The sequence below is a fragment of the Brachybacterium sp. AOP24-D1-21 genome (genome assembly GCF_052378665.1).
Taxonomy (GTDB): Bacteria; Actinomycetota; Actinomycetes; order Actinomycetales; family Dermabacteraceae; genus Brachybacterium.
Genome location: NZ_JBQSXX010000001.1, coordinates 2,363,823 through 2,377,430 on the forward strand (window position 1 = coordinate 2,363,823; position 13,608 = coordinate 2,377,430).

The 13,608-nt window shown below is 70.5% G+C and carries 17 protein-coding genes; 10 read left to right on the plus strand and 7 right to left on the minus strand.

What is annotated here, in order from left to right; translation table 11 throughout:
- Positions 1–99: 99 nt before the first annotated feature.
- Positions 100–714 carry a CPBP family intramembrane glutamic endopeptidase gene (locus ACT3UF_RS10520; RefSeq protein WP_441443821.1) on the minus strand — a complete coding sequence of 205 codons (615 nt, stop codon included), beginning with the start codon at positions 712–714 and terminating at the stop codon, positions 100–102.
- Between the two features lie 63 nt (positions 715–777).
- Entirely contained in the window at positions 778–1,335 is a 558-nt protein-coding gene (locus ACT3UF_RS10525) for an STM3941 family protein (RefSeq protein ID WP_444601252.1), read from the minus strand.
- A gap of 136 nt (positions 1,336–1,471) precedes the next feature.
- On the opposite strand from ACT3UF_RS10525, the gene ACT3UF_RS10530 reads away from it, so the two are divergent.
- The 3 genes from ACT3UF_RS10530 (at position 1,472) to ACT3UF_RS10540 (ending at position 3,173) form a co-directional block, all read left to right on the plus strand.
- Complete coding sequence (locus tag ACT3UF_RS10530) at positions 1,472–1,735, plus strand: type II toxin-antitoxin system Phd/YefM family antitoxin (RefSeq protein ID WP_441443759.1); 264 nt, start codon at positions 1,472–1,474, stop codon at positions 1,733–1,735.
- Complete coding sequence (locus ACT3UF_RS10535) at positions 1,732–2,106, plus strand: type II toxin-antitoxin system VapC family toxin (protein ID WP_444601251.1); 375 nt, start codon at positions 1,732–1,734, stop codon at positions 2,104–2,106. Before ACT3UF_RS10530 ends, ACT3UF_RS10535 begins: the two co-directional genes overlap by 4 nt.
- A 230-nt stretch (positions 2,107–2,336) precedes the next feature.
- Complete coding sequence (locus ACT3UF_RS10540) at positions 2,337–3,173, plus strand: SDR family oxidoreductase (protein ID WP_441443761.1); 837 nt, start codon at positions 2,337–2,339, stop codon at positions 3,171–3,173.
- Between the two features lie 92 nt (positions 3,174–3,265).
- On the opposite strand, the gene ACT3UF_RS10545 is transcribed toward ACT3UF_RS10540, so the two are convergent.
- Complete coding sequence (locus ACT3UF_RS10545) at positions 3,266–4,222, minus strand: zinc-binding dehydrogenase (protein ID WP_444608320.1); 957 nt, start codon at positions 4,220–4,222, stop codon at positions 3,266–3,268.
- Positions 4,223–4,350: 128 nt separating this feature from the next.
- Here ACT3UF_RS10545 and ACT3UF_RS10550 point away from each other — a divergent pair, with 128 nt between their 5' ends.
- Positions 4,351–4,944 (plus strand): TetR/AcrR family transcriptional regulator, encoded by a 594-nt coding sequence (locus ACT3UF_RS10550; RefSeq protein WP_441443763.1) that lies wholly within the window; start codon positions 4,351–4,353, stop codon positions 4,942–4,944.
- Positions 4,945–5,017: 73 nt separating this feature from the next.
- Positions 5,018–5,476 carry a hypothetical protein gene (locus ACT3UF_RS10555; protein ID WP_442332241.1) on the plus strand — a complete coding sequence of 153 codons (459 nt, stop codon included), beginning with the start codon at positions 5,018–5,020 and terminating at the stop codon, positions 5,474–5,476.
- Between the two features lie 113 nt (positions 5,477–5,589).
- Here the strand turns inward: ACT3UF_RS10555 and ACT3UF_RS10560 are convergent, their stop codons facing one another.
- On the minus strand, positions 5,590–6,195 hold the full coding sequence (locus ACT3UF_RS10560) for a flavin reductase family protein (protein WP_442332240.1): 606 nt from the start codon (positions 6,193–6,195) through the stop codon (positions 5,590–5,592).
- Positions 6,196–6,363: 168 nt separating this feature from the next.
- Here ACT3UF_RS10560 and ACT3UF_RS10565 point away from each other — a divergent pair, with 168 nt between their 5' ends.
- The 3 genes from ACT3UF_RS10565 (at position 6,364) to ACT3UF_RS10575 (ending at position 8,974) form a co-directional block, all read left to right on the plus strand.
- Entirely contained in the window at positions 6,364–7,248 is an 885-nt protein-coding gene (locus tag ACT3UF_RS10565) for a hypothetical protein (protein ID WP_442332239.1), read from the plus strand.
- 268 nt (positions 7,249–7,516) lie between these two features.
- Positions 7,517–8,167, plus strand: a complete 651-nt coding sequence (locus ACT3UF_RS10570; protein ID WP_442332238.1) for a VOC family protein — start codon at positions 7,517–7,519, stop codon at positions 8,165–8,167.
- A 120-nt stretch (positions 8,168–8,287) separates the two neighbouring features.
- Positions 8,288–8,974 carry an NINE protein gene (locus ACT3UF_RS10575; protein ID WP_441443768.1) on the plus strand — a complete coding sequence of 229 codons (687 nt, stop codon included), beginning with the start codon at positions 8,288–8,290 and terminating at the stop codon, positions 8,972–8,974.
- A 5-nt stretch (positions 8,975–8,979) separates the two neighbouring features.
- Here ACT3UF_RS10575 and ACT3UF_RS10580 read toward each other — a convergent pair whose 3' ends face one another.
- Both ACT3UF_RS10580 and ACT3UF_RS10585 read right to left on the minus strand, forming a co-directional pair.
- Positions 8,980–9,753, minus strand: coding sequence for a pyrimidine reductase family protein (locus ACT3UF_RS10580; RefSeq protein WP_442332236.1), 774 nt, complete (start codon positions 9,751–9,753; stop codon positions 8,980–8,982).
- Between the two features lie 27 nt (positions 9,754–9,780).
- Entirely contained in the window at positions 9,781–10,104 is a 324-nt protein-coding gene (locus ACT3UF_RS10585; RefSeq protein ID WP_441443770.1) for an MGMT family protein, read from the minus strand.
- Between the two features lie 227 nt (positions 10,105–10,331).
- Here ACT3UF_RS10585 and ACT3UF_RS10590 point away from each other — a divergent pair, with 227 nt between their 5' ends.
- Positions 10,332–10,673, plus strand: coding sequence for a carboxymuconolactone decarboxylase family protein (locus ACT3UF_RS10590; RefSeq protein WP_441443771.1), 342 nt, complete (start codon positions 10,332–10,334; stop codon positions 10,671–10,673).
- A 58-nt stretch (positions 10,674–10,731) separates the two neighbouring features.
- On the opposite strand, the gene add is transcribed toward ACT3UF_RS10590, so the two are convergent.
- Positions 10,732–11,739 carry an adenosine deaminase gene (gene add / locus ACT3UF_RS10595; RefSeq protein ID WP_441443772.1) on the minus strand — a complete coding sequence of 336 codons (1,008 nt, stop codon included), beginning with the start codon at positions 11,737–11,739 and terminating at the stop codon, positions 10,732–10,734.
- Between the two features lie 212 nt (positions 11,740–11,951).
- On the opposite strand from add, the gene ACT3UF_RS10600 reads away from it, so the two are divergent.
- Positions 11,952–13,601, plus strand: coding sequence for a TIGR04028 family ABC transporter substrate-binding protein (locus ACT3UF_RS10600; RefSeq protein ID WP_441443773.1), 1,650 nt, complete (start codon positions 11,952–11,954; stop codon positions 13,599–13,601).
- Positions 13,602–13,608: the final 7 nt, after the last annotated feature.

The following is a 13,608-nucleotide window of genomic DNA, read 5'->3' on the forward strand; positions in this document are numbered from 1 at the left end:
CCGCCACGTCGCGTCACTGTCAGTCGTCGAGGAACCCCGAGGGGATGTCACGCGCGGTATGCAGCACCCGGTGGACGCGGTCCCGGTGGCGAAGGTATGTCACCGCCGAACCGCGTGGCGTGCGGAACTCAGCAGCAGACCGGGCTCGATGAGCAGGTTGATCGCGATATGAGCGGCGACGGCGGGCAATACGATCCTCCCGGAGGCGAGGTATACCAGCGCCATCAGCACGCCGAGCCCGAACGTCGACAGCAGGATCGGCAGCACCGCCTTCCAGCTGCGCCCGAACACCACCCAGATCGTGTGCGTCGCCGCGAAGAGCAGCGCGGAGACGATGATCTGCAGCACCGTTCCCAGGCCCACCGCCGCGAACCACGACATGAGGAGATGCCGGAAGAACATCTCCTCGATCAGGCCGGAGCCGAGCGCCAGCGGGACGGCGAGAGCCCGGAACCAGGACACCTCGAGAGCCACCGGACGGATCTCCGGGACGGCCCATAGCGTGTATCCCGCATAGCAGGCTGCTGCGAGAGCGGCGACGATCCACCCGGAGGCGGGGATGTCGGTGCCCAGACCGAGTTCCGCGGCGAAAGCGGCGGCATCCGGACCGGCCCAGAGGAGCAGCCCGAGCGCGAATACGACGATCACGCCCGCAGCCAGGCGCGCCGTGCGGCGGCGGGCAGCAGCCTCAGCCGTCGTCGAGGTCGTCGCCATCACGCCGTCCACTGTAGGTGGCCGCATCTCTGAGTGGCTGCTGCGGCGGCTCGGCCGCCCATCTCAGGCCCGGCGCGCCGTGAGCTCCCGTGTCAGCCAGATGGCCAGCTCGTTCTCGTCGGCCGCGAGCCCGTTGGGGAGCCACATGACGGGCTGTGACTCCTCCTCGGTTCGTGCGAGATCGAGCTCGACGCCCGCTGAGTCTCCGCTCTGGCGGCGGCGCTCCTGCTCGGTGACGGCGAGGATGACGAAGGAGCTCGCGCCCGAGCGCATCACGGAGACGTCGGTGATCTGCAACCACGGGATCGGACCGGCCGTGCCGCGCCCCACCGTGATGCCCTCGGCGGTGACGACCGCGGCGGGCCGCCGCGAGAGTGCCCGGCGCACGAGCACCACCACGGAGACGATGGAGACGAGGACCAGCAGCCAGCCGGTGAGGGCGAGCACCAGATCGGCGGCGAGGCCGAGGGCGAGCCCGATCAGGCCGACCACCAGCATCACCAGTGCCAGGAGGACGCTCTTGAGCCGCGACCGGTGGAGCGCGACCTCCTCCCTGCGGGACAGCGCCGCTGCCCATGCCTCGATCTGAGGGGAACTGGTCATGTCTCCGGTGGTCTGCATGCCTCGTCGTACTCCTTCTGTGTGCCAGGGCCCCGGACAGGGCCGACGACCAGGCTAGTGCGCGGTGGCTGCGCTCCCACCAGACGATCCACAACCACCGTGTACTAGAACTAGTACGTGGGTGTACGGTGATCTCATGGCCGACGTGACCCGGACCGAGCTGAATCAGCAGACCGCACGTGTCCTCGCCCGCGTCGAAGCCGGCGAGCAGATCACCGTGACCGATCGCGGCCGGCCGATCGCGCAGCTGACCCCAGTGCCCTCGAATCGCCGGGCGCGCCGACTCGCCACCGGAGCGCTGCGCCCCGCCACGGAGCGAGGCATTCCGGAGATCCGCACCCCGCTGCACGGTTGGAGCACCGAACAGATGCTCGAGGACATGCGCGGAGACCGGGCGTGATCTACCTCGACACCTCCGCGGCGTACAAGCTGCTCAGCCGGGAGCCCGAGGTCAGCGAGGTCGAGGCGCTGTTCGCCGATGGAGCCGAGCTGCTGTCCTCACGGTTGCTAGAGGTCGAGCTGCAGGCGACAGTGAACCGCCGAGGGGGATCGCTGGAGGACGTCGCGGCGATCCTGCGCCGCGTCGAGCTCGACGCGGTCGACGATGAGATCATCGACCACGCCCTGTCCCTGCAGGCGGGACTGTGCGCACTGGACGCGCTGCACCTGTCGACCGCGCTGCTGTACGGGACGGACGTCTCCGCGATCGCCACCTACGACCGCGAGCTCGCCCTCGCGGCGCAGCGCCACGGCCTCGCGATCCATCGCTGACCCCGGGCCGACCGCGGTCGTGACAGCTGCCGGAATGTCCCCGCGAGCGCCACGGTCCTGGGTGTGGAGACTCCTCATCGCGCCCGACCGGGCGGTGCGGGTGCGCGCCCCCGGCGCCTTGATCCCGAGGCCCACACCCCCTCCCAGCATCCTCCCGACCGAACAGTGTTCAATAATGCACCAGCACCGTGGCTCCCGCCCGGTGGCGGACTCGGCGAAGGAGCTGGATCATGAGTGATGTCCTGGCAGTGATAGGTGTCGGCGGAATGGGCGAGGCGATCGCCCGGCGGTCCGGAACGGGCAGGCAGCTGCTGCTTGCGGACTTCGACGAGACCACCCTGGAGCGCGTGGCCGAGACCCTCCGCGGCGAGGGCTTCGCAGTGACCACCCGGAAGGTCGACGTCACCTCCCGCGAGTCGGTCGCCGCGCTCGCCGCCGCGGCTGCCGAGCTCGGCCCGGTCACCGGCGTGGTGCACACCGCCGGGCTCTCCCCGATGCAGGCGCCGACCGCCGCGATCCTGCGGGTGGATCTGTACGGCGTGGCCGTCAGCCTGGAGGAGTTCGCGAAGGTGGTCGCCCCCGGCGGGTCCGGGATCGTCATCGCCTCGATGGCCGGCACCTTCACTGTGGGCCGCTTCCCCGCGGAGATGGAGCAGGCCCTGCTGGGCACCCCTACGGAGGAGCTGCTGTCCCTGCCGTTCCTGCAGGAGGGGGCCGTGGCGAACCCCGGCGTCGCCTACAGCATCTCCAAGCGCGCGAACCAGCTGCGGGTGCATGCGGCCGCGACCACCTGGGGTGAGCGCGGAGCGCGGGTGAACACCATCAGCCCCGGCGTGATCTCCACTCCGATGGGCCAGGAGGAGCTGGCGGGGGAGAGCGGCGAGGGCATGCGCGCCATGATCGCCGGCTCCGGCAGCGGGCGCGTGGGCACCCCCGCCGACATCGCCGCCGCGGCCGCCTTCCTGCTGGGCCCGGACTCCACCTTCGTCACCGGCACCGATCTGCTGGTCGACGGCGGCGTGGTGGCCGGGGTGCGCAGCGGCAGGATCACTCTTCCCCAGTCCTGACCCCAGTCCTGCGGGGCAGGGGCTGCGGGCCCCCTCGCTCACGCTCCGGCGGCCGACGCGGTGGTGCCGCGCCGACGCCGGAGCGGGAGTGCTCAGTCCCCGAAGCGCGCCACCAGTCGTCCGGTGACCTGGTTGTTCCTCAGCCTCTCGAGGCCCTCGCCGATGCCCGAGAAGGGGATCTCCTCGAAGCGCGGGGTGATCTCGCCGCGGACCATCAGGTCATAGACCTCCTCGATGTCCTCGACCGTGCCGCCGAGGGAGCCCTCGAGGGTCTTGCCCAGGATGGAGTTGGTGGCAATCGTGAAGGTCGGCCTGCCGAGGCCCACCTGCACCACCTTTCCGCCGCGCCTGACCGCGTTCAGCGCCGTCTGCGTGGTCTCGAAACCGGCGTAGTCGACGATCAGGTCGAAGTCGCCCGCCGCCATCGCCTGGCCGGTGGGCACCCACTCCTGCGCGTCCGCGACGCAGGCGGTGACACCGGCCTCGAGAGCGAGCGGCCAGACCTCCTCCTTCGTCTCGGCGACGTGGACCTCGGCGCCCGCCAGCACGGCAGCGCGGGCACCGATCTGGCCCAGACCCCCGTACCCGATCACGCCGACCTTCATGCCGGCGCTTGCCCGGCCCACCTTGATCATGGCGTGATAGCTGGTCATCCCCGCGTCGGTGCCGAGAGCGGCGAGGGAGAGGTCCAGGCCCTCCGGGACCCGCGCCAGATCCCGGTGGTCGGCGGCGAGCTGATCGGCGAAGCCGCCAGGGGTGAACATGCCCGTCGGCAGCTGGACGCCGGAGCTGCACACGCCCACCACGTCGCCCACGGCGAAGTCAGTGACCTCCGCACCGAGCGCGGTGATCACGCCCGCGTTCTCGTGACCCTGCGTCATCGGCAGGAAGGGCATCACGCCGTCGCCCACCTCCATGTACATGATGTCCGAGTGGCACAGCCCGGCCGCGCGCACGTCGATGATCACCTGCGTGGGCCCCGGGGTCGGCTCCGGCACCTCGTTGAGCTGGATGGGGGCGCGGTCGCCCATGTACTGCCAAGCCTTCATGGCGTTCCCTTCGATGGTGGGTCCCGGCGGTGAGAGGTCGGGAGCGTGACGGCATCCTCGCCGTGCACGAATAGTCTAACAGTGTTCGGAAATGTGTTCACGGATCTGCGATGACGGATAATGGCCCCATGAACGGACGAGGGCCGGGGCGGCCGCGCGGGACCAGCCATGCCGAGATCCGCGACATCGCACTCGAGCTCTTCCTCGAGCAGGGCTACGCGGCGACATCGCTGGTGAGCATCGCGCGCGAGGCCGGGGTCAGCCGCACCACCCTGTTCGCCTACTTCCGCACCAAGCGCGACATCATCTGGGCGGACCACGACCTGCGCGCGGCGGACATCGACCACGCCCTGGACTCCGGGCCCACCCATCCGGTGGTGGAACTGATCCAGCGCGGCCTGCTGGTCAACGCGCACTACGGGGTCGAGGAGCATGCGGCGCTCGCCGCCCGGATGCGGCTGACCGAGCGGGAGGACGAGCTGCGCGCCTACGCCACCTTGATCGCCCAGGACACCTCCGAGCGCGTCCTCCGGGGGGTGATCCGGCGGGTGCCCGAGGCTGATCCGGCCATGATCGGACTGGTCAGCGCCGCCTTGTCCGCCGCTGCCTCGCGCTGCCTCCGGGAGTGGGCGAGTCAGGAACGGCCCACGGTCCCTCTCGAGGAGCACGTCGCGCAGGGCGTCGGCCCGCTCGTGGAGGCCCTGCGACCGCTGCTGCCGTGAGCGCGGTGACCCGGTGGCCGTGTCCCCGCTCCGCCAGTGAGCAGGAGTGCAGGTGCCGCCCTGAAGGGACCCGATGCCGTCTTCGCGGTCACGATGCACCCCCGTCCTGATCGTGCTGGCGGTGTACCTGGGCTCCCAGATCGACAGCGTGTATTTCCCGCTCCTCGGCACCGCAGGCATGGGGTGCGGCGGCATGGCTCTCGCCGTGCGGAGGCACGAGATCGTCACGATGCTGCAGTCCGAGCTGGTGATCCACGAGGAGGGGATCGTGGCGCATCGCGCCTCCGGCGACCTGGAGGTGATCCCGTGGGAGGAGGCGGCGGCGCTGCAGCCGCCCAAGCGCCCCGGACGGTCCTCGGCGTTCTTCGTGCTCCTCCGGAACCGCAGGCAGGTGCAGATCGCGCGGCTCTCCCTCTCCCCGAGGCAGGATCACGTGGGCAGGTGGCTCCCGCATCCGGACGCTGTGCCGCTCCTCGAGCACTACCTGGAATGGTGCCGACGGACCGGTCGCCTCCGAAGATCGAGCCGGTGAACGCCCGCGGATTCTGAGCGGTGCCAGCTCCGCCACAGAGCTGGACATTTCGCAGGGTCAGCTGCCGCGCGAGGTGGTCGAACATCGCGGAGCAGGCCTGCTGACAAGAAGCCTCAGTCCGGCCGGTGCATGTCGAACTTCTGGGCCACGTCGATCCCGAAGTACGCGCTGGGCCCGCCGGCGCGCAGCACCGGCTGCGCCGCGGCGGTGTCATAGATGCCCTCGACCAGCAGCGACTCCTCGAGATGGACGCCCACAACCTCGCCGACCACGAACCAGGAGCCGGAGGCTTCCCCGGAGGCTGTCTGGAGGTCGATGATCTGGGTGACGCGGCATTCGAAGTTCACCGGAGACGCCGCCACCCGTGGCGCGGCGATCTCGCTCGATGCGGCGGCCTCCAGCCCCGCGGCGTCGAACTCGTCGATCCCGGCGGTCGTCGCGGAGGCGTTCATCTGCTCGGCCAGGGTGCGCGTGACCAGGTTCCAGGTGAACTCGCCGGTGGCCTGGCAGTTGGCGACCGTGTCCTTCCAGGCGTTGCTGGAGAACCCGACGAGCGGCGGGAGGTAGTTCAGCGCATTGAAGAACGAATACGGCGCGAGATTGCGGCGACCCTCGGCGTCCAGCGTGCCGATCCAGCCGATCGGACGCGGCCCGACGATCGCATTGAACGGGTCGTGGGGCAGGCGGTGCCCCTCGGAGGGCCGATAGAAGTGGGTCATCGGCTCATTGTGTCTCAGGACCGCACCCTGGCCAGGTGTGACGTCATCGCGACTGTGATGCTCTTCATCAGCGGCATCGTTGCAGGCCACGGCCGGATCTGTGCTGCTCCCAGGCAACTGTGAGGACCGCCGTGGCGAACGTTGACACTGCCGAGCAGGATGAGACCCATGGCTTCCCCCGTGCGTCACTCCGCTCGTTCTTCCGCTGCTGGGCCCGACGCGCAGGATCCTCCCTCGCAGAGCCCGGGCGGTGAACCGGATCTGCAGATCAAGAAGCTCTCCCCGATAGGTCTGATCGCCAGTGGAGCGGCCGCGGCCACCGCGACGGTCGTCGGCGGCCAGCTGGGCATCGCGGGCACCGTCATCGGCGCCGCGCTCACCTCGGTGGTCTCCGCCACGGCACTCGCCTTCTACACCGACTCGGTCACCAGGAGCACGCGAAAGCTCAAGGAAGTCGCCGCCCGGGGTCGCGAGCGCCCCCATTCCGCGCCGAAGAACGGTGTTCACTCCTCCCGCACGGGCGCTCGACGCGACCGCCCCGACGATGCGGAGAGCGCTCCCGGCGCGCTCGCCGGCATGGACGAGGCACCCTCCGATGCCTCCACCACCAGGCGCCGGATCGTGAAGATCGCCCTGCTGGCCGCCGTGATCGCACTGATCGGCATCGGCGCGATCTTCGGCATCCAGAGGATCACCGGCACCGAGCTGTCCCCGGGCACGGGACAGATCCAGCGGTCGGTCACCGGTTCCGACGCGGTCTCACCGCGAGGGGACTCCTCCTCGACGGACGACGGTCATGAACAGCAGGACGACTCTGAACAGGACATCTCCGAGCAGGGCGACGATCAGGCCCCGGCCACCGAGGTGCCGGAGGACTCCGGCCAAGGCCCCGGCGGGGAGCAGGACGACGGGACCACGACGGACCAGGGCGGCACCTCGGGCGGCCTGGACGAGGCTCCGATCGACCCGCCGACCTCACCCTCGGGGCAGGGCGACGGTGCGGGCTCGAGCGGTGGGGACAGTGGGAGCGGAGGCGCCGGCTCCGGCGAGTGAGCGCGCACGTCGGCCGGCGGCCGCACGAGCATCTCAGTGCTCGTCAGCCTGCGAAGGACTGTGCAGGGAGGCCGCGAGCACCAGAAACCATGAGATCGATCCAACCACTGGGCTTGAGGGTGCTGAGCGAGAGCGATCGGCAGTACGGAACAGGTAACGTCGGTACCAACAATGGTGGCGCCCTCTCCTGCGGAGCCCGCCGCCTCCTGCACTCCTCGGCGACCCCGAGATCCTGGCCCTTCCTACCGACCCTCCCCAAGGAGAGCTCATGAGCGTTCCCCGCCTGCTCGACCACATCGTCATCGCCGGCCCCGACCTGGCCGAGATCGTGAACTGGTTCCACGAACTCACCGGCATCACCGCCGCCCCCGGCGGCACCCACCCCACCGGCACCGCCAACGCGCTCGTGGCCCTCACCGTCAACGGCGAGCCGCGCCCGCACTACATCGAGCTGATCGGCCCCGATCCCGAGCGGGAGGGCGAGGAGCTGCCGAAGACCTTCAGCATCAACCGGCTGAAGAAGCCCACCCTGATCACCTACGCCGTGCACCCCGAGGGCATCGACCAGGTCGTCGAGCGCGCCCGCGCCGCGGGCTTCGACCCCGGCGACGTGGAGGAGCTCTCCCGCACCACCGCCGACGGCACCGAGCTCCAGTGGCGGCTCACCCAGGCCGCAGCCCCGCGCAACTACGGTGTGCCGTTCCTGATCGACTGGGGCACCACCGACCACCCGGGCCTCAGCGGCCTTCCCTCGATCGAGCTGGTCTCCTTCGAGCGCATCGAGGTCAACCCCGGCCCGCAGCAGAAGTCCACCGACGCCCTCGGCCTCGGCGACGGTGTCGCCGAGATCCGTGAGGCGCAGGGCTCCCGGTTCGTGCTCCAGCTGCGCACCGAGGACGGCCGCGACATCACGATCTGAGGCAAGGTCGAGCGCTCCACCCGTCCACGCCGCTGTGGGAAGCTCGGTACTGTCCGACCTCCCGCTGCGCCCGCGCAGCGGCGCCCCGTCGGCCGCCGATCCCACGCACTCAGGAGCCCGATGCCCCGCCCGGAGCCGTACGACCCGACCTCCGCGCTGGTGCTCTCCCTCCTGCTCGGCTTTCTCGGCATCGACCGGTTCTACATCGGGCACCCGATCCGCGGCCTGCTGAAGCTCCTCACGCTCGGCGGGCTGGGGATCTGGTGGCTGGTGGACATCGTGCTGCGTGCAGTCGACGTGCGACGCGCCGGCCGCGCAGCCCGGACCGCACCCGCGCAACCGGCCTCCGTGCCGAGCGCCGGCACGGCAGAGGGGGAGCGGGTGCCGCTGGCGCCTGCCGGGACGGGCGTCGAGCCGCCGGCCCGCACTTCGATGATGACGGAGGTGGTCGGTGAGCATCTTCGGTCCGGCGCCTTTGCGCACCTGCTGGACGGCGTGCCGCAGAACGGCTCCTACTCCAAGGTCGAGCGCATCGCCGCGCTCAGCCTCGAGCCGCACGATCCCCACGATCCGGGCCTCGCGGTCTCGGTGTGGATCGAGGGGCGGCACGTCGGCTTCCTCGCCCGCCAGAACGCGAGCCGTTACGCGCCGCTGCTGGCCGGCATGGCCGAGCGCGGCCACCACCTGACCCTCCACGCCACGATCGCCGGCCGCTACGACCGGCGCCAGGAACGCTGGACGGTCGATGTCAGCCTCGAGCTGCCCGAGCCCGAGCAGATCCTGCCCGAGATCCCGCTGCCCGAGTAGGAACGTCAGCCCGTCACGCCACCCGCGCCGGGATCTCCGCCGCCGCTCTTCGTGTATCGCAGCAGCAGCTCGTCGCCGCCGCGCAGCACGCCGGCCAGTTCCATCGCCGTGGGCGCCGACTGCGGCGCCTGCGTGATGCGCATGGCAGAGCCCGCCTCGAGGGTCGGGGCGAGGGTGAGGCAGAGCTCGTCCACGACGCCTGCCTCGAGGAATGCCCCGAACAGGGTGGGCCCGCCCTCGGAATGGATCCGCCGGTGGCCCCGCGCCTCGAGCTGCGCGCGGACCACGGCCGGATCCACCACCGTCTCGCCCACATCGACGATCTCCGCCACCTCGGACAGGGCCGCCCGCCGTTCCGCCGGCGCCTCGGAGACGGTGAAGATCAATGGCGTGACCGGGGCGTCGGTGAAGATCGGTGAGGCCGAATCGAGATCCAGACGCCGGGTCACCAGCGCGAAGACGGGCTGTGGCGCGAGGCCCTGCTCCACCCGCCAGCGCTCCGCCTCCTCGGGCAGCCGCATCCCGCCGTAGCCCTCCGCGCGCGCCGTGCCGGCCCCGAGCAGGACCACATCCGCCCACCGGCGCAGCAGCTCGAAGACGCGATGATCGGCCTCGTCGCCGAGCCCGCCGGAGAGCCCGTCGCGGGTGACCGCCCCGTCGAGGCTGGAGATGAAGTTCATCCGCAGCCAGGGGCCGGCGGGCGGCGCGTAGAGCTCGAGCAGCTGCTCGTCGGTCAGGTCCGCGCCGGGGGTGGGCCAGAGCGACTGGATCGAGGTCATGGGCGACTCCTGTAGGGCGGGCGAAGCTCAGGATGGGTGCTGCGGGGGCTGCGGGGGCTGCGGGGGAGCGGCGTGGTGCTGGCGCAGCGCGCGCAGATCCACCCGGTTCCCGCGGAAGGGAACATGCTCCTTCGCGAGCAGGGCCGGGGCGGTCCCGCCGTGGCAGGTCGCGGGAGTCCCGTCAGCGCGGAGGATCCGCCACCAGGGGATGGACTCGGAGATGAGGCCGACGATCCGGCCCACCTGGCGCGGGTGCAGGCCGGTCGCGAAGGCGATCTCCCCGTAGGTCATCACGCTGCCCGACGGGATCGTGAGGGCGACCGCGCGGACGGCAGCGGCGGGATCCTCCACGGCACCGTCCCTTCCTCGACCTTCTCCGAACCTGCGGAGCGCGCCAGCCCGGTCGTGACCGACGCAGGCTCCTGACCGACGCAGGCTCCTGACCGCACTGTATGCGCTCAGGCCCCCGTCATCGCTGTGATCTCCGAGCCAGCGCCACCGCCTGGAAGCAGGTCTATCGTGAGCAGGGAAGGACCCGATGTGCCCCGCGAAGATGCACCCTGCGAAGGAGAGTCGACATGACCGATCCGCTCTATCCCCAGGCCACCCCTGCCGTCAGCGCGCGCCGCAAGGAGCTGGCCCCGAAGATCGACAGCGCCTTCGCGGAGTTCAGCAAGGCCGTCTTCGAGGACGGCGCCCTGCCCGGAAAGACCAAGCAGCTGATCGCCGTGGCCGTCGCCCACGTGACCCAGTGCCCGTACTGCATCAAGGGGCACACCAAGCTCGCCTCCCGGGCAGGTGCCACGGACGAGGAGATCATGGAGTCGATCTGGGTGGCCGCAGAGATGCGGGCCGGTGGCGCCTACGCCCACTCCACCCTCGCGCTCGACGTCCTCAAGGGCCACGAGCACCACGCCTGACCTCCGCGCGGAGCGTCTTTCCACGGGGTAGAGCATCCCCGCTCAGCCCAGCGCGTCCTCAGCCGGCGATCTCCTCGAGCTGGCGCAGCCACTGCGCCTTCTTCTCGGCGCTCGCCCAGCTGATCTCGAGCGAGTTGCGTGCCAGCAGCACCACCTCGGCGCGGGTGAGCTGCTGCGCCTCGGCGAGCACCGCGATGTTCTCGCTCACGTAGCCACCGAAGTACGCGGGATCGTCGGAAGCGATCGAGACCTTCAGCCCCTCACGCAGCAGGGCCGCGATCTCCGCACCCTTCATCTGGTCGGTCACGAAGGAGTTCGAGACGGGGCAGCAGGTGAAACCGATGCCGCGCTGCTTCGCCTCGGCGACCAGCGCCGGGTCCTCGAGGATGTTGGTGCCATGGTCGATGCGCTCCACCCCGATCGTGTGCAGCACGGTCGCGATGTTCTGGATCGACTGCTCCTGGTCGATGTCGCAGTGCATCGTCAGCCGGTAGCCGGCGTCCTTCGCGGCGGCGAACACCGCCGCGAACTTCTCCGGCGGGTTGCCGCGCTCATCGGAGTCCAGGCCCACGCCCACGATCCGGTCGCGGTAGGGGAGCGACGCGGCGAGGGTCTCCTCGGCGGAGTCGGCGCTGTGATCCCGCAGGAAGCACATGATCAGCGCGGCATCGATGCCGAGCGACGGAGCCTCCTGCACCGCGGACCACAGCCCGTCGATCACGGTCGCGAAGGAGATGCCGCGGCTGGTGTGCGCCTGGGGATCGAAGAAGATCTCCGCACGCACCACCCCGTCGGCCGCCGCGCGGCGCAGGTAGGCGAGGGCCAGGTCGCGGAAGTCCTGCTCGGTGACCAGCACCTCCATCGCCGGATAGTAGACGGCCAGGAAGCTCGTGAGATCGGTGAAGGAGTAGGTGTCCCGCACCTGCTCGACCGTGCTCTGACCGATATCCACGCCGTTGCGCTGAGCCAGCTCGAGCTTCAGCTCCGGCTCGAGCGTCCCCTCGATGTGCAGGTGCAGCTCGGCCTTCGGCAGGGAATCGATGAACGCGCGATCGATGCTGGTCATGGGGGGTGAGATCTCCTCGGTGGGGTGGGTGCTGATCACTGGCAGGGTACGCGCAGGGACCTGCGAGTTCGGTCGGCGGGCGAGCGATGGTGACCGTAATCCATATGTCACGCTATGAACGTCCCATAGTGCAACTTAGGGACTCGTGGTCTACTGGCGGCAGCGGCAGCCCGCCGCGCCCCGTGTTCGCTCCACTCCTCAGGAGACCCTCCATGGCGTCCTTCACCCGTCGGTCCGTACTCGCGCTCAGCATCTCGGTGCCCGCTCTGGCCACCCTCGCGGCGTGCGGTGCGAGCAGCGGTGGGGCGGCGGCCGGCGGGGAACCGGCCAGCGGCGGCACACTCGTCTACCTCGAGCCGCAGACCTGGACCACGCTGTACCCGCCGTCGGCCGGCTTCTATCCCAACGGTGGGATAGTCAACAACGTCACCGACCGCCTGCTGCACCAGAACCCGGAGACCCTCGAGCTGGAGCCGTGGATCGCCACCGCCCTGCCCGAGGTCAACGAGGACGCCACCGAGTACACCTTCACCCTGCGTGAGGGCGTCACCTACTCCGACGGCAGCCCGCTGGATGCCGAGAACGTGGTGAAGAACCTCGACCTCTTCGGCCTCGGTGACGCCGCCCGCGCCCTGACCGTCTCCGAGGCGATCAACAACTACGACCGCGGCGAGGTCATCGACCCCGTCACCGTGCGCTTCCACTTCACCGCCCCGGCGCCGGGCTTCGCCCAGGCCGTCTCGACCATCAACTCCGGCCTGCTCTCCTCGGCCACGCTGGACCGTGACGGGCAGCAGTTCGGCCCCGGCAACGCGACGGAGATCATCGGCTCGGGACCCTTCGTGATCGCCGAGGAGAAGCTCGGCACCCAGGTCAACCTCGCCGTCCGTGAGGACTACGACTGGGCGCCCGCCTCCCTGCAGCACACCGGCCGCGCGCGCCTGGACGGGATCGACATCATCGTCGCCGCCGAGGACAGCGTGCGCGTGGGCACCGTGACCTCCGGCCAGGCCCATCTCGCCCGTCAGATCGAAGCACCGGACGAGCCCCAGTTCGCCGCCGAAGGGCTGTCCCTGCACGCCGCGGCGACCAACGGCGTGAACAACGGCCTGAACTTCCGCTTCCGCGACCCGCTCTTCGAGGACATCCGCACCCGGCAGGCACTGATCGCCGCGATCGACCGGCAGGCGATCGTGGACACCCTGTTCACCGCGAACTATCCGCTGGCCACCGGGGCGCTGGCCACCACGGCTCTGGGCCACCTCGACACCTCCGAGCACTACGCCCACGACCCCGAGATCGCGATCTCGCTGCTCGAGGAGGCCGGCTGGGTCGCCGGGCCCGACGGCACCCGGGCCAAGGACGGCGTCCCGCTCACCCTCACCGCCAACGAGGCCCTCCCGCAGCCGCGCTCGCGCGAGGTGATCACCCTGATCCAGGAGCAGCTGGCCGAGTTCGGGATCACCGTGACCCTGCTGTCCGGGGACCAGGCCGCGCAGGACGCCGCCCGCGCCGAGCCCGGCACCGTGCAGGTGTACCACTCGATGGTGGGCCGCGCGGACTTCGATGTGCTGAAGTCCCAGTACGCCTCCGACAACCGCAACGTCCTGCTGAACCTCGAGCCCGACGGCAGCATCGGCGACCCGGAGCTGGACGAGCTGCTGGCCGCGGTCGCCTCCACCCCGGGCGCGGAGGGTCGCACCGAGGCGTCGGCCGCCGCCCAGACGCACCTGGCCGAGCAGGCCTATATCCTGCCGCTGTTCGAGGAGCCGCAGGTCTTCGGCCTCGCCGACGCCGTGCAGGGCTTCGCCACCGAGTCCGTGGGCCGGCCGAGCTTCCTCGGCACCTGGCTCGCCGGCTGAGGGCCCC